This window comes from Klebsiella sp. G-Nf4 (assembly GCF_002810615.1).
Taxonomy (GTDB): Bacteria; Pseudomonadota; Gammaproteobacteria; order Enterobacterales; family Enterobacteriaceae; genus Klebsiella; species Klebsiella variicola.
The window spans coordinates 333,765-357,589 of sequence record NZ_PION01000003.1 but is presented as its reverse complement, the minus strand read 5'-3'; the positions used below and the strand labels follow the sequence as shown (position 1 = coordinate 357,589).

Below are 23,825 nucleotides of genomic sequence, written 5' to 3'. Positions count from 1 at the left end.
TGCGGCGGGGCGCCTGATGGTTAACGAACGAGGTCGAAGCTGTAATCGGTTTTGCCCAACTGGCTGGTGTCGTGGTCCAGTTTTTCCAGCACGGCGTTCACCAGCGTCGTGATGATGTTCATTGCGCCTTCATAGCCCCAGGTGGTCTGGCGGTGCAGATGATGGCGGTCGAACAGCGGAAAGCCGAGACGGATCAGCGGCACTTCGAAGGCTTTGCCCTTCGCCAGGGTATCGCGCTGGATAAACTTGCCGTAGGAGTTACCGATCATAAAGTCCGGCTGACGGGTGAACATCAGTGACCGGAAGTGCCACAGGTCGCAGTTGATGAACACTTCGCTTTCCTGACCGTACGGCGAGGCATCGAGCATTTTCTTCATCGCTTTTTGCCAGCGTTTATTGGCGTTATGGCTGAGGATCACCGTCGGCTCGCAGCCCAGCTCCAGCAGGAAGCGCGTCAGCCCCATCACGAAATCCGGATCGCCGTAGAGACCGAATTTTTTGCCATGCAGCCAGGTGTGGGAGTCCAGCATCATGTCGACCAGCCGGCCGCGCTCCAGGGTCAGGGCATCGGCAATCGGTTTGCCGGTCAGCTGACTGACGGTCATCAGCAGCGCATCGGTGGCGGCCAGGCCCAGCGGAACGGCCACCTCGGTGGCGGGCTGGTTCCACATCTCCTGAACCACCTTTTTGCTTTTCACCAGCTGCCACGGCTGCAGCAGCAGGGTGTCAATGGCGTCCGGCGCGGTTTTGATCTCCTGCTGGCTGGTGCCGCCGGCATACATCCGGTAATGGCCGTCGGCGGGGGTGTCGAGTACCTCTGAAGGGTCGGAGAGCAAGCTGCACGGGACATCCATCTGCGCCATCATCCGCTTCAGCACGCGGAAGTTGCCGAGATAGGTCTCAAACCCGGTCACCAGATTGAGCTTTTGCTGTTTGCCCGGCTGCCCGGCGTAGTCAGCGGTAAAGGTCTTCGCGAACCCTTCAAACATATTGTCCCAGCCGGTGACATGGCTGCCGATAAAGCTGGGGGTATGGGCGTAAGGAATGGCGATGCTGTCGTCAACAAATCCCTCTTTTTTGGCGTTGGCGATAAATGCCTGCAGATCGTCACCGATCACCTCGGCCATACAGGTGGTGGAGACGGCGATAATCTCGGGTTTATACAGCGCGCTGGCATTCTGCAGGCCCAGATTCATGTTGTTGTTGCCGCCGAACACCGCCGCGTCCTCGGTCATGGAGTCGGAGACGCAGGCGACCGGCTCTTTAAAATGGCGGTTAAAGTAGGTGCGAAAATAGGCGACGCAGCCCTGGGAGCCGTGCACGTAGGGCAGGGTGTTGGCGAACCCCAGCGCGCAGAGTACGGCGCCGAGCGGCTGGCAGGCTTTGGCCGGGTCGACGGTCAGCGCCTCGCGCTGGAAGTTCAGCGCTTCATACTCGGCGGTGGTGGTCCAGGCAAAAACCTCCTGCACACGCTGCGCGTCGTGCGCCTCTTCAAGGGTCTTTTTATTCTGGAACAGGGTCTGGTATTCATCCTGTTCAAACAGCGGATAACAGCTGTGAATTTTATCGATCGTTTGGCTCATGGTGTTCTCCTCCCGCGCCACAAATCGGTGGACTGACGGGACAGTGAAGTGGCAATCACGCAGACTTCAGCCACGGGGCAGTCAGTTCGTTCCACGCCGGATTGTTCAGGGTCATATCCATATCGCGGGCAAAGATGGCGAAGCCGTCATAGCCGTGATAGGGGCCGGAATAGTCCCAGGAGTGCATCTGGCGGAACGGCACCCCCATTTTCTGGAAGATATATTTCTCTTTGATCCCGGAGCCGATGAGGTCAGGTTTCAGCGCTTTGACGAAGGCCTCCAGCTCATAGCTGCTGGCATCGTCAAACAGCAGGGTGCCCTCTTTCAGGTCCGGCAGGGTGCGGTCGTAATCATCGTTATGGGCAAACTCGTAGCCGGCGGCGATGATCTCCATCCCGAGATCCTCATAGGCGCCGATGACGTGACGCGGCCGCAGCCCCCCCATGTACAGCAGCACTTTGCGTCCCTCCAGCCGCGGGCGATATTTGGCGATGATGGCCGCCATCTGCCCCTCATATTTGGCGATCACCGCTTCCGCATTGGCGCGAATGGTGTCATCAAATTGATCGGCGATCTTGCGCAGCGATTCGGCGATTTTGGTCGGGCCGAAGAAGTTATATTCCATCCACGGGATCTGATGTTTCTCCTCCATATGGCGGGCGATATAGTTCATCGAGCGGTAGCAGTGGACGAGGTTGAGCTTAACGAATGGGGTGTTCTCCATCTCCACCAGGGTGCCGTCGCCGGACCACTGCGCCACTACGCGCAGCCCCATCTCTTCCAGCAGAATGCGCGAGGCCCAGGCGTCGCCGCCGATGTTGTAATCGCCAATGATGGCAACATCGTACGGGGTGCTGGCAAACGGCTGCCCTTCGCGATTGTTCAGCACCCAGTCGCGCACCACGTCGTTGGCGATATGGTGGCCCAGCGATTGCGATACGCCGCGAAAGCCTTCGCAGCGCACCGGGATCACCGGTTTATCCAGCGCCTTGCTGCTGGCGTTGGCCACGGCGCTGATGTCATCGCCGATCAGGCCCACCGGGCACTCCGACTGGATGGTGATCCCTTTGGTCAGCGGGAACAGTAGCTCCATCTCTTCGATCAGTTTGGTCAGCTTTTTATCGCCGCCGAAAACAATATCGCGCTCCTGAAAATCAGAGGTGAAGTTCAGGGTGCCGAAGCTGTCGACGCCGCTGACGCCGGTATAGTAGTTGCGCCGTCCGGCGCGCGAGTACTGGCCGCAGCCGATGGGGCCGTGCGAGATATGGGCCATGTCTTTGATTGGCCCAAACACCACCCCTTTCGAGCCCGCATAGGCGCAGCCACGCACGGTCATCACTCCGGGCTGCGATTTACGGTTCGAGATAATGCACTTGCCGACGCTCTCCATCTGCGGATCGCTGATCATCATGTGCTTTCTGCGCTCTTTGCGCGCGGTTTCGGGAAACACCTCCAGGACTTCCTGGATGAGCGCAAGGTTACGTTCGCCTGTTGCGTTGGTCATGGTGAGGATCCTGTGCTCAGGCCGCGTTTTCTTCAGCGGCGGTTTTACCAATGATGCTGGTGTCTTCTTCTTCCATGATGCCGAACTCCATCAGCAGCGATTCCAGCTCGTCCATGGTGCACGGCGTTGGCACCACTTTTTTGGTGTTATTGACGATCTTCTGCGCCAGTTGACGATATTCATTCGCCTGCTGACAGGTCGGGTCGTACTCGATCACCGTCATCCGGCGGATCTCCGCGCGCTGCACAATGTTGTCGCGGGGAACGAAGTGGATCATCTGCGTGCCAAGCTTCTCCGCCAGGGCGATGATCAGTTCGTCTTCCCGGTCGGTTTTGCGCGAGTTACAGATCAGGCCGCCGAGGCGCACCTTGCCGGATTTGGCGTACTTCACGATCCCCTTGGAGATATTGTTGGCGGCATACATCGCCATCATCTCGCCGGAGCAGACGATGTAGATCTCCTGGGCTTTGTTTTCGCGGATCGGCATGGCGAAGCCGCCGCAGACCACGTCGCCGAGGACGTCATAGAAGACGAAATCCAAATCTTCCTCATAGGCGCCTTCTTCTTCGAGGAAGTTGATGGCGGTGATCACCCCGCGTCCGGCGCAGCCGACGCCTGGCTCCGGGCCGCCGGATTCGGCGCAACGGACATCGCCATAGCCGATTTGCAGCACGTCTTCGAGCTCCAGATCCTCGACCGAGCCCACTTCCGCCGCCATCTCCATGATGGTGTTCTGGGCTTTAGCGTGGAGGATCAGACGGGTGGAGTCCGCTTTCGGATCGCAGCCGACGATCATCACTTTCTTACCCATCTCGGCGAGGGCCGCGACGAGATTCTGGGTGGTGGTGGATTTACCGATACCGCCTTTACCGTAGATAGCGCATTGACGCATGGTCATGGTGACTTCTCCTGTTGTTGAGTGTTTGCCAGCAGAGAAGTGCAGGGAACGTACCAGCTGCGAATTTTTGATCAGTTATTTGATAAATAAATGTTTTTTGTAAACCGGCCGCGCCGGGAGGCTGAGCAAACGGCACAATAACGCCACCAAATGTGCGAAACAGAACAATTTCCCCCCACGGGCCCGGCGCGGCGCTTTGTCACCTGTTCAACAGCTTGTCGCGCACAGTGTCTTATTCCCCGCAATCCCGCCGGACGGGCCTGCGCGTTTCTTCCCTTAACCTGTTGAATTGATAAGCGACGGGCGGCAATCCGCGAGCTGGCACAGGCTGTGCTTGGAGAGGTGACAGGGTTTGCCGCGGGCTGCCGCGGTAAAGAGAACGCTCACCTTTGAGGATTGAACGATGTCCGGAAACATGAAAACAATGGATGGCAACACGGCGGCGGCCTGGATCTCCTACGCCTTTACCGACGTGGCGGCCATCTACCCCATCACCCCCTCCACGCCGATGGCGGAAAATGTCGATGAATGGGCTGCCAAGGGAAAAAAGAACCTGTTTGGCCAGCCGGTGCGCCTGATGGAGATGCAATCCGAAGCCGGTGCCGCCGGGGCGGTCCACGGCGCGCTGCAGGCGGGAGCGCTCACCACCACCTACACCGCGTCGCAGGGGCTGCTGCTGATGATCCCCAATTTGTACAAAATTGCCGGTGAACTGCTGCCAGGCGTTTTTCACGTCAGCGCGCGGGCGCTGGCGACCAATTCGCTGAATATTTTTGGCGACCATCAGGATGTGATGGCGGTGCGCCAGACCGGCTGCGCCATGCTGGTGGAGAATAACGTTCAGCAGGTGATGGACCTGTCGGCAGTGGCGCACCTGACGGCGATCGCCGGGCGGATCCCGTTTATCAATTTCTTCGACGGCTTTCGCACCTCGCACGAAATACAGAAGATTGAGGTGCTGGCGTATGAGCAACTGGCTACGCTGCTGGACCGCCCGGCGCTGGAGCGCTTTCGTCGGCAGGCGCTGCACCCGGATCATCCGGTGATCCGCGGCACCGCGCAAAATCCGGATATCTACTTCCAGGAGCGGGAGGCCGGTAACCGCTTCTACCTCGCGCTGCCCGATCTGGTGGAAAGCTATATGGCGAAGATCACCGCGCTGACCGGGCGGGAATATCACCTGTTTAATTACCATGGCGCGCCGGATGCCGAGCGGGTGATTATCGCCATGGGCTCAGTGTGCGACACCGTCCAGGAGGTGGTGGAGACGCTGAATGCGGCGGGGGAGAAGGTGGGGCTGCTCAGCGTCCATCTCTATCGGCCCTTCTCGCTGGCGCACTTTTTCGCGCAACTGCCCGCCAGCGTGCAGCGTATTGCCGTCCTTGACCGCACCAAGGAGCCGGGGGCGCAGGCGGAACCGCTGTGCCTCGACGTCAAGAACGCCTTCTATCAACGCGACGATGCGCCGCTGATTGTCGGCGGCCGCTACGCGCTCGGCGGTAAGGACGTGCTGCCCAACGATATCGCCGCGGTGTTTGACAACCTCAGACAGCCGCTGCCGAAGGACGGCTTTACCCTGGGTATTGTCGATGATGTCACTTTTACCTCGCTGCCCGCCCGGCAGGAACCGCTGGCGGTCTCCCATGCCGGGATCACCGCCTGTAAATTCTGGGGCATGGGCTCGGATGGCACCGTCGGGGCGAACAAAAGCGCCATCAAGATCATCGGCGATAACACGCCACTCTACGCCCAGGCCTACTTTTCCTACGACTCGAAAAAGTCCGGGGGGATCACCGTTTCGCACCTGCGCTTTGGCGACCGGCCGATCACCTCGCCCTACCTGATCCACCGGGCCGATTTTATCGCCTGCTCTCAGCAATCCTATGTCGACCGCTACGACCTGCTGGAGGGGCTGAAGCCGGGAGGCACTTTTCTGCTCAACTGCAGCTGGTCGGAGGCGGAGCTGGAGCAGCACCTGCCGGTCAGCGTCCGGCGCTATCTGGCGCAGGAAAAGATCGACTTTTATACCCTCAATGCGGTGGACATTGCCCGCGAGCTGGGCCTCGGCGGGCGCTTTAACATGCTGATGCAGGCGGCGTTCTTTAAGCTGACGGCGATTATCGAGCCGCAAACGGCGGCGGACTATCTCAAGCAGGCGGTGGAGAAAAGCTATGGCAGCAAAGGGGCGAGCGTCATTGAGATGAACCAGCGGGCTATCGAGCTGGGGATGGCAGCGCTGCACCGGGTGACGGTTCCCGCTCACTGGGCGACCCTCGAGGTGCCGGCACCGCAGGCGAGCGCCCTGATGCCGGACTTCATCCGCGATATCCTGCAGCCCATGAACCGCCAGCGTGGCGACCTGCTGCCGGTGAGCGCCTTCGCCGGGATGGAAGACGGCACCTTTCCCTCCGGCACCGCCGCCTGGGAGAAGCGCGGCATCGCGCTGGAGGTGCCGGTCTGGCAGCCTGACGGCTGTACCCAGTGTAACCAGTGCGCCTTTGTCTGCCCGCATGCGGCGATCCGCCCGGCGTTACTGAGCGCTGAAGAGCAAGACACGGCTCCCGCCGGGCTGCTGAGTAAACCCGCCCAGGGGGCCAAAGACTATCACTATCATCTGGCTATCTCGCCGCTGGACTGCTCCGGTTGCGGCAACTGCGTGGAGAGCTGCCCGTCGCGCGGTAAGGCGCTGCAGATGGTCTCCCTCGACAGCCAGCGGGCGATGGCTCCGGTCTGGGATTACGCCCTGGGGCTGGCGCCAAAAGATAACCCGTTTCGTAAAACGACGGTCAAAGGCAGCCAGTTCGAAACGCCGCTGCTGGAGTTTTCCGGCGCCTGCGCGGGCTGTGGAGAAACGCCCTATGCCCGGCTTATTACCCAGCTGTTTGGCGACCGGATGCTGATCGCCAACGCCACCGGCTGCTCTTCGATCTGGGGCGCCAGCGCGCCTTCGATGCCCTATACCACCAACCATCGCGGCCACGGGCCGGCGTGGGCAAACTCGCTGTTTGAGGATAACGCCGAGTTCGGTCTCGGCATGATGCTTGGCGGCCAGGCGATCCGCCAACAGATCGCCGAGGAGCTGACCGCCGCGCTGGCGCTGCCGGTCAGCGACGCGCTTCACGCCGCGATGCAGCAGTGGCTGGCGCAGCAGGATGAGGGGGAGGGGACCCGCGAGCGCGCGGACCGCCTCAGTGCGTTGCTGGCGGAGGAAAAAGAGGGCGTCCCGCTGCTGGAGCAGCTCTGGCAGAACCGCGACTATTTCGTACGGCGTTCGCAGTGGATCTTCGGCGGCGACGGCTGGGCCTACGATATCGGCTTCGGCGGCCTCGATCATGTGCTGGCCAGTGGGGAAGACGTCAACATTCTGGTGTTTGATACCGAGGTCTACTCCAACACCGGCGGCCAGTCGTCCAAGTCGACCCCGGTGGCGGCGATCGCCAAATTTGCCGCTCAGGGGAAACGCACGCGTAAAAAAGATCTCGGCATGATGGCGATGAGCTACGGCAATGTTTACGTCGCCCAGATCGCCATGGGCGCCGATAAAGATCAGACCCTGCGGGCCATCGCCGAGGCCGAGGCCTGGCCGGGACCGTCGCTGGTGATCGCTTACGCCGCCTGTATCAACCACGGCCTGAAAGCCGGGATGCGCTGCAGTCAGCGCGAGGCGAAGCGGGCGGTGGAGGCGGGATACTGGCACCTGTGGCGCTATCATCCGCAGCGGGAAGCCGAGGGCAAAACGCCGTTTATACTGGACTCCGAAGAGCCGGAAGAGAGTTTCCGCGACTTTTTACTCGGCGAGGTGCGCTACGCCGCGCTGCATAAAACCACGCCGGATCTGGCGGACGCGTTGTTCCGGAAAACGGAGGACGATGCCCGGGCCCGTTTCAGACAGTATCAGCGGCTGGCGGGAGAGGAGTAGGCTGTCGGTTAGCGATTCACGGCTGCTGCATCACGTTCAGCAGCGTATCCAGCAGGCCGGGAAAACGGGCGTCCAGATCTTCCCGGCGCAGCGAAATCATGTTCTCCCGTCCCTGAGGCCGTTGCCAGATCACACCGCTGTCGCGCAGGACGCGCCAGTGGTGGGTCATGGTGGACTTGGCCACCTCTTCCTGGCGCAGAGCGTTGCAGCTCAGCTCGCTGCCGTCGGCCAGCGTGCGGATGATCTCCAGTCGCAGTGGGTTACCGAGCGCGGAAAGGACATTTTCCAGGCGAATTTGTTCTCGTTCGGGGTGATTGGCGATCATAATAATCCTGTGTCGGCGGTGGCGCGGCGCATGGTAGCCGCAGCCCATATCGGCGGCTGGCGGCTACTATACCCAAACTCCGGTTCTGATACCACGCGCGCCGCCGCAACCTGACCAATCGTAATAATAGCAAAAATAGTTCGAATATACTCGTACAGTTGTACTATGATAGGCGGCAGTTAAATGAACTGCGGATCATTCCGACCGCAGACTGACAGTCAAAATGACTAAGGACGCATCATGCCCCGACCCATCCCCCTCGAACGTTATCGCAACATCGGTATCTCCGCGCATATCGATGCCGGTAAAACCACCACCACCGAGCGCATCCTGTTTTATACCGGGATGAGCCATAAGCTGGGTGAAGTACACGATGGCGCGGCAACCACCGACTGGATGGCCCAGGAGCAGGAGCGCGGGATCACCATTACCTCGGCGGCGGTAAGCTGCTTCTGGCCGGGTATGGACCGCAGCTTCGAGCCGCACCGGATCAATATCATCGACACCCCGGGGCACGTGGATTTCACCATTGAGGTGGAACGTTCCATGCGCGTGCTCGACGGCGCGGTGATGGTGTATGACTCCGTCGGCGGGGTGCAGCCCCAGTCGGAAACCGTCTGGCGCCAGGCGAATAAATACCACGTTCCGCGGCTGGCCTTCGTCAACAAGATGGACCGCCCCGGCGCGGACTTCTTCCGCGTGGTGCAGATGATGATCGACCGCCTGAAGGCTAACCCGGTGCCGATTGTGATCCCCATTGGCGCCGAAGAGCATTTCACCGGCGTTGTCGATCTGGTGAAAATGCGCGCCATCCTGTGGGATGACGCCACCCAGGGCATGACCTTCAGCTATGGGCCTGTCCCTGATGATCTGCTGGCGACAGCCCGCGAGTGGCGGGAGAAAATGGTCTCGGCGGCGGCGGAAGCCAGCGACGCGCTGATGGATAAATACCTGGAAACCGGCGAGCTGGACGAGGCGGAGATCGTTGCCGGTCTGCGCCAGCGCACGGTGAAGGGGGAAATCCAGGCGGTGCTCTGCGGTAGCGCCTTTAAAAACAAAGGCGTGCAGCGCATGCTCGATGCGGTGGTGGAGCTGATGCCGTCGCCGCTGGATATTCCGGCGATACAGGGCGTTGATGAGAAAGGCCAGCCGGCGGAACGCCATCCGAGCGACGATGAGCCGCTGTCGGCGCTGGCGTTCAAACTGATGACCGACCCCTACGTCGGCCAGCTGACCTTTATCCGCGTCTACTCCGGGACGCTGAAAAAAGGCGATGCGGTGTGGAACCCGGTGAAGGGCAAGAAAGAGCGCATCGGGCGTATCGTGCTGATGCACGCCAACGACCGCCACGAAGTTGACGAACTGCACGCCGGGGATATCGCGGCCTGCGTCGGTCTGAAGGATGTGACCACCGGTGATACGCTGTGCGATCCGGATGCGATCATTACCCTCGAACGGATGGAATTTCCGGAGCCGGTGATTTCGCTGGCCATCGAGCCGAAGACCAAAGCGGATCAGGAGAAAATGGGCATCGCGCTGCAGCGGCTGGCGGCGGAAGATCCGTCGTTCCGTCTGCATACCGATGAAGAGTCCGGCCAGACGATTATCTCCGGTATGGGCGAGCTGCATCTGGAGATCATTGTCGACCGGATGAAGCGCGAGTTTGGCGTTGAGGCCAACATTGGTCGTCCGCAGGTCACCTACCGCGAAACCCTGCGCAAGAAAGTGACGGACGTGGAAGGCAAATTTGTGCGCCAGTCCGGCGGCAAAGGGCAGTACGGGCACGTTGTGCTGACCCTGGAGCCGCTGGAGCCGGGCAGCGGTTTCGTCTTCGAGGACGCCACCAAAGGCGGCGTGGTGCCGCGCGAGTACATCCCTTCCGTGGAGAAAGGGCTGCGCGAAGCGATGGGCACCGGCGTGCTGGCGGGTTATCCGGTGGTTGACGTGAAAGCGACCCTGACCTTTGGGTCGTACCACGACGTGGACTCCTCGGAAATGGCGTTCCGCATGGCGGCGATATTTGGCTTCCGGGAAGGCGCGCGCAAAGCGGATCCGGTGATCCTTGAGCCGGTGATGCACGTCGAGGTGGAGACGCCGGAAGAGTACGCCGGGAATATTATGGGCGATCTCTCTTCCCGTCGCGGGATGGTGCAGGGGATGGAAGAGCGCTTCGGCAGCCAGATCATCCGCGCCGACGTGCCGCTGGCGGAGATGTTTGGTTATTCCACCACGCTGCGTTCGATGTCTCAGGGACGGGCAACCTACAGCATGGAGTTCCACCATTACGCGGAAGCGCCGCGCAATGTGGCGGATGAAATCATCGCCAGCCGCGCGAAAAGTTAAGCAACGTTCCCGGGTGCGACGCGAGGCGTCTTACCCGGGCTACTCTGGTACCAGCGCCCAGGCCCGGTAAGGCGAAGCCGCCACCGGGCAAAAAGGTAAGCACGAACTGGGGACGCAATGCCCGGCGGCGCTGCGCTTGCGCGGGCCTACGGTCAGGCGTCCTCCCCGGTCATCGTTTGTCGCCCGGGTAAGGCATTAGCCGCAACCCGGGAATGTCAGCCAATCAGACAATATCCTGTGCGTACTGCCACAGCGCCTTCAGCTGCGCCAGCTTCTCTTTATCATCCGCATACTGCTGATACAGTTTGTAGCCCGGGTAAGGCGTTAGCCGCAACCCGGGAATGTCAGCCAATCAGACAATATCCTGCGCGTATTGCCACAGCGCCTTCAGCTGCGTCAGCTTCTCTTTATCATCCGCATACTGCTGATACAGCATCTGCAGCTCATCGGCATAGGCCTGCAAAAACTCAGGCGTAAACACCTGACGACGGTGCTCTAACCAGCGCTGCTGCTCATGTTCATCGAGCGTGCCGGGGAAGTTGCGCGCCCGGTAGTTAAACAGCAGGCGTTCGATACGCTTGTCGGCGAAGGTAATATCCAGCGCCGGCAGATTGCGCGGTTCGGTTTCCAGCACGATTTTCATCGCCGCGCGGTCGGCATCGCTAAAGAACCCATTGTAAAGCTGGGCGTCGACGTTTTCGGACGGCACGAACGGTTCGGCTTCGGCATAGACCGCCACCACTTTCTCGCGCACCTGCGGATTCGCCCGCAGCAGCTGGGCATTCTCCAGACAGCGTTGAATAGAGATCCCCAGCCGGTCGGCATCCTGCGGGCGCAGAGTATTGGCCTGAGCCAGCACCGGACATTTATTGAGATGCACCAGCTTAATCGGCGCCGCCTGCAGATCGCCAAGCTCGGCGCGAGGGGTGTAAAGCCGCTCGCGCAGGGCATCGGCATCGAGCTCCAGCAGCGGCGCCATATCGCCCGCCAGATCGACCATAATCACCGCATTGCGGTTTTCCGGATGCCAGGCCAGGGGCGCCACCAGGCTGGTGTTGCCGCGCGCGGCGCCAAACATGCCGGAGACATGCACCAGCGGTTTCATCTGCGGCACGTCGATGAGCGTCGCCAGCTTGCGCTTATTGCGGTGGCTGTAAAGATAATCAAACAGCCGCGGCTGCTGGGTTTTCACCAGCTTTGCCATGGCGATGGTGGCGTACACATCGGCCATCGCATCATGAGCGTTCTGGTGTTCAATACCGTTGGCGACGGTCAGATGTTCAAGCCGGAAGCTGGGCAAACCCTCGTCATTCTCCGGCCAGGTGATCCCTTCCGGGCGCAGGGCATAGCAAGCGCGCATCACGTCGAGCAGATCCCAGCGCGAGTTATCGTGCTGCCAGCTCCAGGCATAAGGGTCATAGAAGTTGCGATAAAAGATATTCCGCGTCACTTCGTCATCAAAGCGCACGTTGTTATAGCCGACGATACAGGTTTGCGGCACTGTGAACAGATCGTGGATGCGGCGGGCAAACGCGGCCTCGTTATCCCCTTTGACCAGCGCTTCCTGCGGGGTGATCCCGGTGATCATCACCGCCTGCGGCTGCGGCAGGTAATCGTCAGCAGGCTTGCAGTAAAACACCTCGGGCTCGCCCAGCACGTTCAGCTCCGCGTCGGTGCGGATGGCGGCGAACTGCGCCGGCCGGTCGAGGGAAGGGCTGGTGCCGAAGGTTTCATAATCGTGGAATAAAAATCCGGGCTGGTTGACGCTATCTTGCATAGTCTGTTCATTATCCGTGGTGGCGTGCGACGGGTATGGTAAACGATTTGCCCGGGCATCAGAAGGGTAACGGCAAGCAACATCCTCTGCTGTGTCATATTTTCTTGCAATTAAACCCTGATATGAAACGCGAAGTTCCGTAAAAAGGACGGCGGATCTGTAAATCTAGAGGATATGCCGTTGAAAGGCCGTTTGTTTATTGCTGTATCTTTGCTCGCTTCGAGCGTTTCCTGCGCATTTGCCGTCGACTTCCCTGCTACGGTCGCGCCACCGGCTATTCAGGCTGGCTCCTGGGTGCTGATGGATTACACCACCGGTCAGGTCCTGACCGCGGGTAACGAACATCAGCAGCGCAATCCTGCCAGTCTGACCAAACTGATGACCGGCTACGTGGTCGATCGCGCCATCGACAGCCATCGTATCACCTTTGACGACATCGTCACCGTAGGTAAAGACGCCTGGGCGAAGGGCAACCCGGTGTTCGACGGGTCATCCCTGATGTTCTTAAAGCCTGGGGATCGCGTCAGCGTCCGCGACCTCAGCCGTGGGCTGATTGTCGACTCCGGTAACGACGCCTGCGTCGCGCTGGCCGACTATGTCGCCGGCGGCCAGCCGCAGTTTGTCGCCCTGATGAATCAGTATGTCGAAAAACTGCACCTGCGGGACACCCATTTCGAAACCGTCCACGGCCTCGACGCCCCGGGCCAGCACAGTTCGGCCTATGACCTCGCGGTGCTGTCGCGGGCGATTATTCATGGCGAACCTGACGTCTACCATATGTACAGCCAGAAAAGCCTAACGTGGAACGGGATCACCCAGCAAAACCGGAACGGTCTGCTGTGGGATAAAACCATGAACGTCGATGGTCTGAAAACGGGCCACACTTCGGGCGCCGGGTTCAACCTGATCGCCTCGGCGGTGGATGGCCAGCGCCGGCTGATCGCCGTGGTGATGGGGGCGGACAGTCCGAAGGGCCGCGAGCAGCAGGCCGCGAAACTGCTGCACTGGGGGCAGCAGAACTTTGACACCGTGCAGGTGCTGCAGAAAGGCCAGAAGGTCGGCACCGAACGCATCTGGTACGGCGATAAAGAGCAGATTAAGCTCGGCACCGATCAGGATTTCTGGTTAGCGCTGCCGAAGGCGGAAGTGTCGCGGATTAAAGCGAAATATGTGCTGGATAAGAAGGATCTTGAGGCGCCAATCGCCGCCAACCAGCGGGTTGGTGAGATTTCGCTGTATGACGGCGACAAGGTGGTGGGGCACTATCCGCTGGTCACCCTGGAAAGCATCAATAAAGGCGGGGTGTTCTCGCGAATGAGCGATTACCTGCACCACGAGCTGTAACCACGCCAACCGCCTCTTTGCAGGCGGTTTTTTTTCGCCTGTCGCTCATGCTGGCGAGGTGTCTGTTTTTTCAGCAGTGGTGATGGCGACTCTGTGAATTCGCGCACATACTGAGGGGGGATCTCCTGCTAAATTAACTGTATATTCATACAGTCATTTATCCACGAAGGAGGCAAGATGAACTACAGCGTCACCACCCTCGGCAAGAAAACCATTGCCGGTTTCCATCTGGTCGGGCCCTGGGATCAAACGGTCAAGCAGGGGTTTGAGCAACTGATGATGTGGGTTGAGAACCATCAGGTGCCCGCCCGCGAATGGGTTGCCGTGTACTACGATAACCCGGAGGAAGTGCCGGCGGAAAAACTGCGCTGCGCGACGGCGGTCACCGTGGATGAGGATTATGTCATTCCCGCCAACAGCGAAGGGGTGATACTGGCGGCGATTGCCGACGGGGATTACGCCTGCGCCCGCGCGCGGGTGGTGGATTACGATTTCGCCACCCCGTGGATGCAGTTTTTCGACAGCCTGCTGCAGAGCACGACGTATCGCGTGGCCCCCAGGCCCTGTTTTGAGATCTATCTCAACGACGGCAACCATGATGGCTACTGGGATATCGACATGTATGTCCCCGTTGAGCGCGTAGCGTCGTAGCGGTTTACCCCTGTTCCGGACAAGGATTTTTACATTCCCGGCACGCTCCGGGCGAAAAAGCAGTTACAATTGGCCTTTTCGTTTTGCCGGAGAGGGTTGTGCGCGCTGATAAATCACTCAAGCCATTTGAGATCCGCTTGTATCGCCATTATCGGGTGGTGCATGGTGTGCGGATTGCGCTGGCCTTTGTGCTCACCTTTTTGCTGGTGCGGCTGTTGAACGTGCCTGAGGGGACCTGGCCTCTCATCACCCTGGTGGTGGTGATGGGGCCGATCTCCTTCTGGGGCAACGTCGTGCCGCGGGCGTTTCAGCGCATCGGCGGCACGATCCTCGGTTCGGTGCTGGGGCTGGTGGCGCTGAAGCTTGAGCTCATCTCTCTGCCGCTGATGGTCCTCTGGTGCGCGGCGGCGATGTTCCTCTGCGGCTGGCTGGCGCTGGGCAAGAAACCCTATCAGGCCCTGCTGATCGGCATTACCCTGTCGGTGGTGGTAGGGGCGCCGCCCGGCGATATGCATACCGCGCTGTGGCGAAGCGGCGACGTGATCTTCGGCTCGCTGCTGGCGATGCTGTTTACCGGTATCTGGCCGCAGCGGGCGTTCATCCACTGGCGCATCCAGATGGCCAGCTATGTCACCAACTTTAACCGCCTCTACCAGGCCGGCTTCTCACCAAATTTAGTGGATCGGCCGCGGCTGGAAAAGCATCTCCAGCAGGCGCTGAACGACGTCGTCAAAATGCGCGGGCTGATCACCCCCGCCAGCAAAGAGACGCACATCCAGAAGGCGATCTTCGAGGCTATCCAGACCGTCAGCCGCAACCTCGTCTGCATGCTGGAGCTGCAGATCAATGCCTGGTGGGCCACCCGTCCGGGTCATTTTGTGATGCTCAATGCGCATACCCTGCGGGAGACGCAGCAGATGACCCAGCAGACGCTGTTGGCCATCGCCCACGCCTTGTATGAAGGGAACCCTCAGCCTGTGCGCGCCAACAATGAAAAGCTGAATGAGATCGTCCTCGAACTGCGCCAGCTGATGAAAGAGCAGGGTGACGACAGCCTGGCGGAAACCCCAATTCATGGCTATGTTTGGCTCTCGATTGAACTGGCGCGTCAGCTGGAGCTGCTGTCGCATCTGATCTGCCGCGCGTTGCGCAAATAAGCACCAGATGCACCGGGTAACTGCATGGGTTGTTTCGATTCAGCAGCGTTTAGGGTTATGATAAACGCAAAGGAAAAAACATTGTCATCAGCGACTGCTAGCAGTTATGTTAGCCCTATAACGCAGTCGCTTTACGAATCCGAATCTCAATTATTAGGGGTGTAAAAATGGAAACAACTAAGCCTTCTTTCCAGGACGTACTGGAGTTTGTTCGTCTGTACCGTCGTAAGAACAAACTGCAGCGTGAAATTCAGGACGTTGAGAAAAAGATCCGTGATAACCAGAAGCGCGTTCTGCTGCTGGACAACCTCAGCGACTACATCAAACCGGGCATGAGCGTGGAAGCTATCCAGGGCATCATCGCCAGCATGAAGAGCGATTACGAAGATCGCGTTGATGATTACATCATCAAAAATGCCGAGCTGTCCAAAGAGCGCCGCGACATCTCCAAAAAACTGAAAGTGATGGGCGAAGCCAAAGTCGAAGGCTAATCCCTGCCGGTCCGGCGGCGATCGACGTCGCCGGGCTGTTCTGCTCTACCTCCCCATTCGTCTCTTTTTCTGCAAAACTTTGTCCCGGCAACTGACTCTCCTCACCGACTCTTTGCTATACTGCCCCGCGAAAACGTATTGATATCGGAAGGGTTTCTCTCATCCTGGCCGGGCATCTGACGCAGCGGCGTCAGGGCGATATCTCAACACCTCTCACCTCTCCGACGATCGATTCGCCAGAAGACAAACTCAGGTGCTGACCGGGCGCGACCGAACTCTTCCGCTGCTTTCGCCGACAGGAGTCAACCTCACGTGATTAAGTCATTCTTTGCTGCACTCTCGTTTATCAGCCGCCTGCCGGTCCCGGCGCGGTTATCTCAGGGCCTGGAGATCGAACAGTACCAGCGCAGTATCGTCACCTTTCCGCTGGTCGGTTTACTGCTCGGCGCCATCGCCGGCGCAGTGGCGCTCCTCCTGCAGCCGTGGTGCGGCGTCCCGCTGGCGGCGCTGTTCGGCGTGCTGGCGCTGGCGCTGCTCACCGGCGGATTTCACCTTGACGGGCTGGCTGATACCTGCGACGGCATCTTCTCCGCCCGCACCCGCGATCGGATGCTGGAGATCATGCGCGACAGCCGGCTGGGCACCCACGGCGGGCTGGCGCTGATCTTCGTGCTGGTGGCGAAAGTGCTGGTGGTCGGCGAGCTGCTGCTGCGCGATACCCACCCCATCGCCGCGCTGGCGGCGGCCTGCGCCGTCGGTCGCGGAATGGCGGTGCTGCTGATGTATCGTCATCGCTACGCGCGGGAAAAGGGGCTGGGCAATCTGTTTATTGGCAAAGTTAGCCTGCAGCAGACGCTGGTGACGATGGCGATGGGGGTAGCGCTGGCCACCGTCCTGCTGGGGCTGCAGGGCCTGCGCGCCGCGCTGATCACCCTGGTGCTGATCTGGGGTCTGGGATGGGCGCTGAAGCGAACCCTCGGTGGGCAGACCGGGGATACTCTCGGGGCAGCGATTGAGCTGGGTGAATTACTCTTTTTACTGGCGCTGCTGTAAGGCCTGGCGCCAACGGTGAGGAACAGAATGGAAACACTTTCTGCGTTACTGGCTGCCATTCCGCAGCCCGATGTGGCGGGCATGGCGCGCGCTCAGCAGCATATTGATGGCCTGCTAAAGCCGCCCGGTAGCCTTGGCCGTCTGGAGACGCTGGCCGTGCAGCTGGCTGGTCTGCCGGGGCTGCAGGGGCAGCTGGCGCTGGCGGAGAAGGCGATAGTGGTCATGTGCGCCGACCATGGCGTCTGGCATGAAGGCGTGACGCCTTCGCCGCAGGTGGTGACGGCCATTCATGCCGGCAATATGGTGCGGGGCAACACCGGCGTCTGCGTGCTGGCGGCGCAGGCCGGGGCCAGGGTGCAGGTGGTGGATGTCGGCATCGATGCCGACCCGCTGCCGGGCCTGATTAACCTCAAGGTGGCCCGCGGTAGCGGGAATATCGCCCGGACGGCGGCGATGAGTCGCCAGCAGGCGGAGACGGTGCTGCTGGCCAGCATGCATCTCACCCGCCAGCTCGCCGCCGACGGGGTGAAAGTTTTTGGCGTCGGCGAACTGGGAATGGCCAATACCACCCCGGCCGCAGCGGTGATCAGTGTCCTGACGGGCAGCGATCCTGACGCAGTGGTGGGCTGTGGGGCCAATCTGCCGCTGGCGCAGCGGGGCCATAAGGTGGCGGTGGTGCGCCAGGCGATAGCCTTTAACCAGCCGAACCCGGAGGAGGGGCTGGATGTCCTGGCGAAGGTGGGCGGTTACGATCTGGTGGGCATGACCGGGGTGATCCTCGGGGCGGCCTCCTGTGGTCTGCCGGTGGTGCTGGATGGATTCCTCTCCTATGCCTCTGCCCTGGCGGCGTGTCGCCTGTCCCCGGCGGCGCATCCTTATCTTGTCCCTTCGCATTTGTCGGCGGAGAAAGGGGCGCAGATCGCTCTGGACGCGCTGGGTCTGCGGCCCTACCTCGATATGGACATGCGCCTGGGAGAGGGCAGCGGCGCCGCGCTGGCCATGCACCTGCTGGATGCCGCCAGCGTGATGTACAACCAGATGGGAACGCTGGCGCAGAGCAACATTGTACTGCCCGATACCGCGCCCTCGTCCTGATGATAAAGCGCATCGTCCCCACGATGGGGGGACGATGCGCTGCGTTTACAGCGCCTGCTGCCAGACCGCCTGGGGCAGGAGGTAAACCTGCGCCGGGGCGCGCATGCCGTCGGTGACAATATGGCGGATGCCGCTGGCCATCACCGCCAGGGTGACGTCAAAAGCGTTCAGGCTGTCGCCGAAGCCCGCTGTCAGGTTGAGCATCGAACCATTGGCCAGCAGATAGAGGGTTTTGTCGGCCATGCGGTAGGCGTTGATATACGGCATCACCTCTTCCTGAGGGTACTGGCGCAGGTACTCGCCGTCGATCTCTTCCGCCACGTGGCCGACGTTAAGGATAAAGACTCCCGCTTTCGCGCGGTCCAGCGCCTGGCGATTAACCACGTTTTTCCCGCCTGTCGCCGTGGCCACCACATCCGCTGAGGCGATAGCCTCCTGCAAATCCACCACGTGCCAGCCGTCGTAGGCCGCCTGCAGACGACGGGCAGGATCGATCTCCGCCACCATCACCTGACCGCCAAAGGCTTTTGCCGCCGCCGCGACGCCCTGGCCGACCAGGCCGTAGCCGATCACCAGCACTTTTTTCTCATGCAGGGTGAGATGAGTGGTCTGGAAGAAGGTGTGCCAGGCGGTGAGACCGACCATATGGCGGTTGTGCAGCCCCTCTTTGACCGGCAGATCGTCCCAGTTAAAGATCGGATAGCCTGGCTGAATATCGCCCAGCCGATTGACGCCCGAGCCAGTGGCTTCCAGACCCGCCACGATGTTACCGAACTCGCCGCGCTGGTGGAGCAGGGTGGTGATATCGGCGCCCATCTCGCACAGGTGAGTGGGCTGCCAGGCAATCGCTTTTTCCCATGACTGCTGCCAGTCGGCATCGCTCATATTGCGCCACGCGCAGGCCTCGGCGCCGCGCTCCACCAGCCAGGCCACCACGTCGTCCTGCACGGTGGTGGGGTTACAGGTGGTTAAAAAGACCTGAGCGCCCTTGTCGAGGATCCCCTGCACCAGCGGGATCATTTTCATGTCGAGGTGCATACAGCAGGCCAGGCGCACGCCGCTGAGGTCGGGCAGGGCGGCGACCTGACGCAGGGTACGCGGCATATTCTGGCTGGCCCATGCCACTTCTTTCGCTAAAGAGATTTTATTATTCACTGGGTTATGACCTTCAGTTCGCAAAAGGGGTATCCCCCTGACAGAAAAGGGATTCTATCAGTCCACGCGAGAATTCACAGCCCTGTGCCCTCTGGACGAGATTGCCCACGCTATCCCCCTGTGAAATACAGGGTTGTTAATGTAAGGTTAAAAAAAGAAAATATAAGTAATTCCTATGACCTAAGCGATAAAGCGATGTTGAGTGTCATTTCTGCGGGGCTGTTTTCACGGCTGCGGATTTTCCTTGGGCGCCTGAAGCCGCACGCGCTACCGGTGGCCCGCCGGCATATCGTGCTGGGATCCATTGGCGCCGGCACCGGGCTGGCAGTAACCAGCATGTTCAGCCACTGGCTGCTCGGCGAAGTCAATTTGTGGTTTATTGCCCCCATGGGCGCGTCGGCGGTGCTGTTATTTGGCGTGCCGAGCAGCCCGCTGGCGCAGCCATGGTCGATTGTCGGCGGTAATGTGCTGTCGGCGCTGATCGGCGTCACGGTGGGCATGCTGGTTCCCCATCCGGCGCTGGCCTGCGGGCTGGCGGCCGCGCTGGCGATCGCCGGGATGTATTTTCTGCGCTGTCTGCATCCCCCCGGCGGCGCGGTGGCCCTGACGGCGATCCTCGGCGGCGCCGGGGTGCACAGCGAAGGCTATCACTTTGTGCTGACGCCGGTGCTGCTCAACTCGCTGATGCTGGCGCTGCTGGCCATCGTGTTTAATAACCTGGTTGGCCGCCGCTACCCCCATCCGCTGGCGGCGGAGGAGGTCAAGCCCCGGGCGGTGCCGCTGGGCATCTCGGTCACCCGGGAGGATATTCACGCCGCGCTGCTGGAAGGCCAGTTCCTCGATATTGATGAAGATGATGTCCAGGAACTGCTGGAGAATATTGAGCAGCAGGCGCGCCAGCGCATCGCGACGGCAGCCCGCCGCTAAAGGGCGCTCTTCGGGCGGCGGGTTAAAGATCGCCGGTAAGATACTGCGCGACCCCGCGGCCAAAGCTCCAGTCACCTTTCTGATTACTGATAATCGACACCATCACATCATCGCCGCTCAGACCGCAGTGCTCCGCCAGCTCCTCCTGCAATAGAGCGAAGAAGCGCTGCTTCTGCGCCTCGCTGCGCGGGCTGGTATAGACCCGCACCACCACCAGATCCCGCGTGCGGGTCAGTCCGAGGCCGGTATCGTCAATCACCATATGGTGGGCTTTGTTTTCGTGAACAATCTGGTAGCGGTCGCGTTCCGGTACCTCGAAGGCGCGCAGCACGGCGCGATGGGCGGCATCCAGCAGGGTTCTGATCTCCTGTTCCGTACGGCCTTCAATCAGGTCAAATGTCAGTAATGGCATGCAGGTGTTCCTTATCGTTAGGGAATAATGACGGGCTGAACAGGATGCTAGCCGATGCCGTCGCGGGCAAAAACCGCTATAGTTGAATACATTGTTTTTACTGGTGAACAATCACATGAGCGAGAGTCGTCCGGAGAGTTACTGGGCTCATCTGTACTGGCTGACGGTGCTGGAAGAGCAAAAAAGCTATACCCGGGCCGCGGAAAAGCTGGGGATCAGCAAGTCGGCCATCAGCCAGAAAATCAGCGAGCTGGAGCGGGTGACCGGGAAAACCCTGGTCCGTCGCACCACCCGCAGCGTCAGCCTCAGCGACGACGGACTGCGGCTGGTGGCGGAGCTCAACGAGCCGTTTGGTCAGTTGCGGGAAATTTTCACCGGCGCCTGCGATGAGGGCGGGCCGCTGCGGGGAACGCTGCGCCTGACCGCGCCGGTGGCCTTTTCCCGCCAGCAGCTGGTCCCGGCGATTGCGCCGTTTTTGCATCAGCATCCCCAGCTGCATTTGCAGCTTGAGGTGACCGACCGGCTGGTCTCTCTGGCCAGCGAAGGGTTCGACCTCGCCATCCGCCACTGTCGGCGCGAGGCGCTCCCGGACACCCACGTCGCCTGGCCGCTGTGTCACACCGCGACGCTGATCGTCGCGTCCGCTGACTATATTCGCCGCCATGGCCGCCCGGAGACCCCCGACGATCTGCGCCACCACCAGTGCCTGACCTATCCCCGTGGGCCACAGCGTCCGCAGTGGACGTTCGCCTCCCGCCAGACGCCCGATGAACGGGTGACCATCAACGTGCAGGGGCCCTTCGCCACGAATAACAGCGAGTCGCTACGCGATGCCGTGCTGGCGGGGCTTGGAGTGGCACTGCTGCCGGATTTCAGCGCCCGGGAGGCCATTGGCCGCGGGCTGGTGCAGGAACTGCTGCCGGCGTGGCAGCCGGTGGAGGTGTTCGCCGATCGGCTGTATGTCATCCGGCCCTATACTCCGCGCGTGTCGCGCGCGGTGGAAACCTTCAGCCGCTACCTGAAAGCGACCTTCAGCGAGCCGCGTCCAGCTCTCGCGCCAGCGCCTCGCTAAAGCGGGGCAGCAGATGGCGCTCGCCGGGAAGGCGCTGCGCGAGGGTGACGGTTTTGTCGGCGCAATAGACCCGCTCGCTGCCGAGCTGCGCTTCAAAGGCGTTCGCCGCCTGATGCGCCGCGGTAAGGTCAGCGTCAATAAGGATCACCGCATGGGCCAGCACCACGTGGCCGCGGCCTGCCGCCAGCGGCCGCCAGTACTGGGCGGTGCCAACAATCTTGCGCGCCTCCTCGCCCTCCCCGCAGGCGAGGTTATACCTGCCATCGCAAAAGGAACCGTTTACCGCCCGGGCGTGGCTGGCAACGCCGAAGCGCGCCAGGGTACGCTGCAGCACCGTGCACAGCGAGAGGTAGATGGGTTCGGCGGCCTCGCCGAGCGACTGCTGCACCGGCCAGGCGAGACTCAGGTTGATAATGCCCGGCCCCTGAGGCACCAGACCGCCCCCGGAGCGGCGAAGCCATACCGGCCAGCCGCGCGCGGCAAAATGCGCGCTGACCGCCGGCAGGTCCGCAAACTGACGATAGCTCCCGGGCACAACAAATCCCTGCGGCGCCTGCCAGAGTTGGGCGACGGCCTCTCCGGCGCTGGCTTTGGCAAACAGCGGCTGTTCCGCCTGGGTGGGGTCCTCGCAAAACTGCAGCGCCAGCGAGGAGGGGGTAAAACGGCGAGGCCAGCAGTCGGCCAGGGACAACAGAGACATGCATTCTCCTTACCGGAGGGCGCGGGTCACGCCCCCCGCAGGTGGGTCAGTGGACGGTCTGTTTTTTCATCAGCAGGGCGGTGAGCGCCGACAGCAGGCATCCCGCGGTCAGATAGAGGGCCACGCTGTGCCATGAACCGCCGGAGAAGGTGACCAGCGCCGCGGCGATAAACGGCGTAAAGCCGCCGCCGACCACGCTCGCCACCTGGTAGCCGACGCCGGCGCCGCTATAGCGATAGCTGGCGCCGAACAGCTCGGTAAACATCGGCTGCTGGACGCAGACCACCATATCATGGGCGATATTGGCCAGCATCAGGGCGAAGAACAGGATCCAGAAGACGGACTGACTCTCCATCGCCATAAAGAAAGGAAACCCGCTCAGGGTACCGATCAGCGCCCCGGTGATATAGATCCGCCGACGGCCATAGCGGTCAGCCAGCCAGGCGAAGCAGGGGATAGTCAGGCAGCTAAGCCCGCCCACCAGCAGGCCGATGTTGAGAAACAGTTCGCGCGGCAGACCGAGGTTTTGCGTGGAGTAACTGAGGGCGAAGGCGGTGACGATATACATCGTCAGCAGCTCGCACAGCCGCAGCGCAATAATCAATAAAAACGCCCCCGGATGGCGGAGCAGCGCTTCCACCACCGGTAATCGCTTCTTCTCTGGCTGAAGGTTGGCCTGGCTCTGCTGTGCTTCAAATTCCTGCGATTCCGCCATGCCGTTACGGATCCATAGCGCAATAAGGACCAGCACCACGCTGAACAGGAACGGTAAGCGCCAGCCCCAGCTGAGGAACTGCTCGTCAGTGGTCAGGCTGCTGATCAGCGAGACCAGCCCGGTCGAGAGCAGCAGGCCGACGCCGTAGCCCACCTGCACCCCACTGCTGTAAAAGGCTTTTTTTCCCTTCGGGGCGTTCTCCACCGAAAGCAGTGCCGCGCCGCCCCATTCCCCGCCGACGGCAAACCCCTGAACCGCCCGCAGGAACACCAGCAGCGCCGGCGCCCACCAGCCGATCTGGCTGAACGAGGGGAGCAGGCCGATGCAGGCGGTGGCGATACCCATCATCCAGACGGTCATCATCAGCATCCGTTTGCGCCCGAGGCGGTCGCCAAAGTGGCCAAAGATAATCCCGCCGAGCGGGCGAAAAAGAAACCCGACACCGAAAGTGGCAAAGGCGGCAAGTGTCCCCATCGCCGGGCCGATCTGCGGGAAAAATTCGCGGTTGAACACCAGCGCGGCGGTAATGCCGTAGAGAAGAAAATCGTACCAGTCGACCACCGCGCCGGCAAAACTGCCCCATGCCGCCCGCCGGGCGCGAAGCAATGAATCTGGCGCCTCGACGGGCTGCACGCTTATTGTTGAATCCATACCCTGTCCTGTCAGTCACGTAATTTGTCGTTATTGGAATGAGACGCTTTTAC

The 23,825-nt window shown here is 60.9% G+C and carries 20 protein-coding genes; 10 read left to right on the top strand and 10 right to left on the bottom strand.

From position 1 onward, the window contains the following. Positions 1-20 precede the first annotated feature (20 nt). The 3 genes from nifK to nifH are packed head-to-tail and all read right to left on the bottom strand — an operon-like array spanning position 21 to position 3,985. Positions 21-1,583 (bottom strand): nitrogenase molybdenum-iron protein subunit beta, encoded by a 1,563-nt coding sequence (nifK, locus tag CWM57_RS09965; RefSeq protein ID WP_100675332.1) that lies wholly within the window; start codon positions 1,581-1,583, stop codon positions 21-23. Positions 1,584-1,638: 55 nt separating this feature from the next. Next, entirely contained in the window at positions 1,639-3,087 is a 1,449-nt protein-coding gene (gene nifD / locus CWM57_RS09960) for a nitrogenase molybdenum-iron protein alpha chain (protein ID WP_012541112.1), read from the bottom strand. Positions 3,088-3,103: 16 nt separating this feature from the next. Beyond that, the gene (gene nifH / locus CWM57_RS09955; RefSeq protein ID WP_004203553.1) at positions 3,104-3,985 is read right to left on the bottom strand and encodes a nitrogenase iron protein; all 882 of its coding nucleotides are present in this window, start codon (positions 3,983-3,985) and stop codon (positions 3,104-3,106) included. Between the two features lie 403 nt (positions 3,986-4,388). Here nifH and nifJ point away from each other — a divergent pair, with 403 nt between their 5' ends. Further along, positions 4,389-7,904, top strand: coding sequence for a pyruvate:ferredoxin (flavodoxin) oxidoreductase (gene nifJ, locus CWM57_RS09950; protein WP_100675333.1), 3,516 nt, complete (start codon positions 4,389-4,391; stop codon positions 7,902-7,904). Positions 7,905-7,920: 16 nt separating this feature from the next. Here the strand turns inward: nifJ and CWM57_RS09945 are convergent, their stop codons facing one another. Beyond that, positions 7,921-8,229 carry an ArsR/SmtB family transcription factor gene (locus tag CWM57_RS09945; RefSeq protein WP_008804136.1) on the bottom strand — a complete coding sequence of 103 codons (309 nt, stop codon included), beginning with the start codon at positions 8,227-8,229 and terminating at the stop codon, positions 7,921-7,923. Between the two features lie 240 nt (positions 8,230-8,469). Here CWM57_RS09945 and fusA point away from each other — a divergent pair, with 240 nt between their 5' ends. Further along, positions 8,470-10,572, top strand: coding sequence for an elongation factor G (fusA, locus tag CWM57_RS09940; RefSeq protein ID WP_100630815.1), 2,103 nt, complete (start codon positions 8,470-8,472; stop codon positions 10,570-10,572). Positions 10,573-10,795: 223 nt separating this feature from the next. Here fusA and CWM57_RS28315 read toward each other — a convergent pair whose 3' ends face one another. Continuing rightward, on the bottom strand, positions 10,796-10,924 hold the full coding sequence (locus CWM57_RS28315; RefSeq protein WP_254914408.1) for a hypothetical protein: 129 nt from the start codon (positions 10,922-10,924) through the stop codon (positions 10,796-10,798). Next, on the bottom strand, positions 10,925-12,349 hold the full coding sequence (sbcB, locus tag CWM57_RS09935) for an exodeoxyribonuclease I (RefSeq protein ID WP_100675334.1): 1,425 nt from the start codon (positions 12,347-12,349) through the stop codon (positions 10,925-10,927). A gap of 180 nt (positions 12,350-12,529) precedes the next feature. Here sbcB and dacD point away from each other — a divergent pair, with 180 nt between their 5' ends. The 6 genes from dacD (at position 12,530) to cobT (ending at position 18,140) form a co-directional block, all read left to right on the top strand. After that, complete coding sequence (gene dacD, locus CWM57_RS09930; protein WP_016161444.1) at positions 12,530-13,693, top strand: serine-type D-Ala-D-Ala carboxypeptidase DacD; 1,164 nt, start codon at positions 12,530-12,532, stop codon at positions 13,691-13,693. 177 nt (positions 13,694-13,870) lie between these two features. After that, positions 13,871-14,344 (top strand): DNA gyrase inhibitor SbmC, encoded by a 474-nt coding sequence (gene sbmC, locus CWM57_RS09925; RefSeq protein WP_074385348.1) that lies wholly within the window; start codon positions 13,871-13,873, stop codon positions 14,342-14,344. 98 nt (positions 14,345-14,442) lie between these two features. Continuing rightward, complete coding sequence (locus CWM57_RS09920) at positions 14,443-15,501, top strand: FUSC family protein (protein ID WP_100630813.1); 1,059 nt, start codon at positions 14,443-14,445, stop codon at positions 15,499-15,501. A gap of 167 nt (positions 15,502-15,668) precedes the next feature. Next, positions 15,669-15,992, top strand: coding sequence for a DUF496 family protein (locus CWM57_RS09915; RefSeq protein ID WP_002911883.1), 324 nt, complete (start codon positions 15,669-15,671; stop codon positions 15,990-15,992). 312 nt (positions 15,993-16,304) lie between these two features. Further along, positions 16,305-17,045 (top strand): adenosylcobinamide-GDP ribazoletransferase, encoded by a 741-nt coding sequence (cobS, locus tag CWM57_RS09910; protein WP_008804142.1) that lies wholly within the window; start codon positions 16,305-16,307, stop codon positions 17,043-17,045. 27 nt (positions 17,046-17,072) lie between these two features. Further along, positions 17,073-18,140 (top strand): nicotinate-nucleotide--dimethylbenzimidazole phosphoribosyltransferase, encoded by a 1,068-nt coding sequence (gene cobT, locus CWM57_RS09905; protein WP_100675335.1) that lies wholly within the window; start codon positions 17,073-17,075, stop codon positions 18,138-18,140. Between the two features lie 45 nt (positions 18,141-18,185). Here cobT and CWM57_RS09900 read toward each other — a convergent pair whose 3' ends face one another. Next, positions 18,186-19,295, bottom strand: coding sequence for an adenosylhomocysteinase (locus CWM57_RS09900; RefSeq protein WP_074385350.1), 1,110 nt, complete (start codon positions 19,293-19,295; stop codon positions 18,186-18,188). Between the two features lie 195 nt (positions 19,296-19,490). Here CWM57_RS09900 and CWM57_RS09895 point away from each other — a divergent pair, with 195 nt between their 5' ends. After that, entirely contained in the window at positions 19,491-20,222 is a 732-nt protein-coding gene (locus CWM57_RS09895; protein WP_061153966.1) for an HPP family protein, read from the top strand. Positions 20,223-20,244: 22 nt separating this feature from the next. On the opposite strand, the gene CWM57_RS09890 is transcribed toward CWM57_RS09895, so the two are convergent. Beyond that, on the bottom strand, positions 20,245-20,634 hold the full coding sequence (locus CWM57_RS09890; RefSeq protein ID WP_008804146.1) for a tautomerase family protein: 390 nt from the start codon (positions 20,632-20,634) through the stop codon (positions 20,245-20,247). A gap of 115 nt (positions 20,635-20,749) precedes the next feature. On the opposite strand from CWM57_RS09890, the gene CWM57_RS09885 reads away from it, so the two are divergent. Further along, positions 20,750-21,706, top strand: coding sequence for a LysR family transcriptional regulator (locus tag CWM57_RS09885; protein ID WP_100675336.1), 957 nt, complete (start codon positions 20,750-20,752; stop codon positions 21,704-21,706). On the opposite strand, the gene CWM57_RS09880 is transcribed toward CWM57_RS09885, so the two are convergent. Together CWM57_RS09880 and shiA are read right to left on the bottom strand one after the other, a co-directional pair. Then, complete coding sequence (locus tag CWM57_RS09880; RefSeq protein ID WP_074385352.1) at positions 21,666-22,406, bottom strand: lipoyl protein ligase domain-containing protein; 741 nt, start codon at positions 22,404-22,406, stop codon at positions 21,666-21,668. The genes CWM57_RS09885 and CWM57_RS09880 overlap by 41 nt on opposite strands. A gap of 46 nt (positions 22,407-22,452) precedes the next feature. Continuing rightward, entirely contained in the window at positions 22,453-23,772 is a 1,320-nt protein-coding gene (gene shiA, locus CWM57_RS09875) for a shikimate transporter (protein ID WP_100630811.1), read from the bottom strand. Positions 23,773-23,825 lie beyond the last annotated feature (53 nt).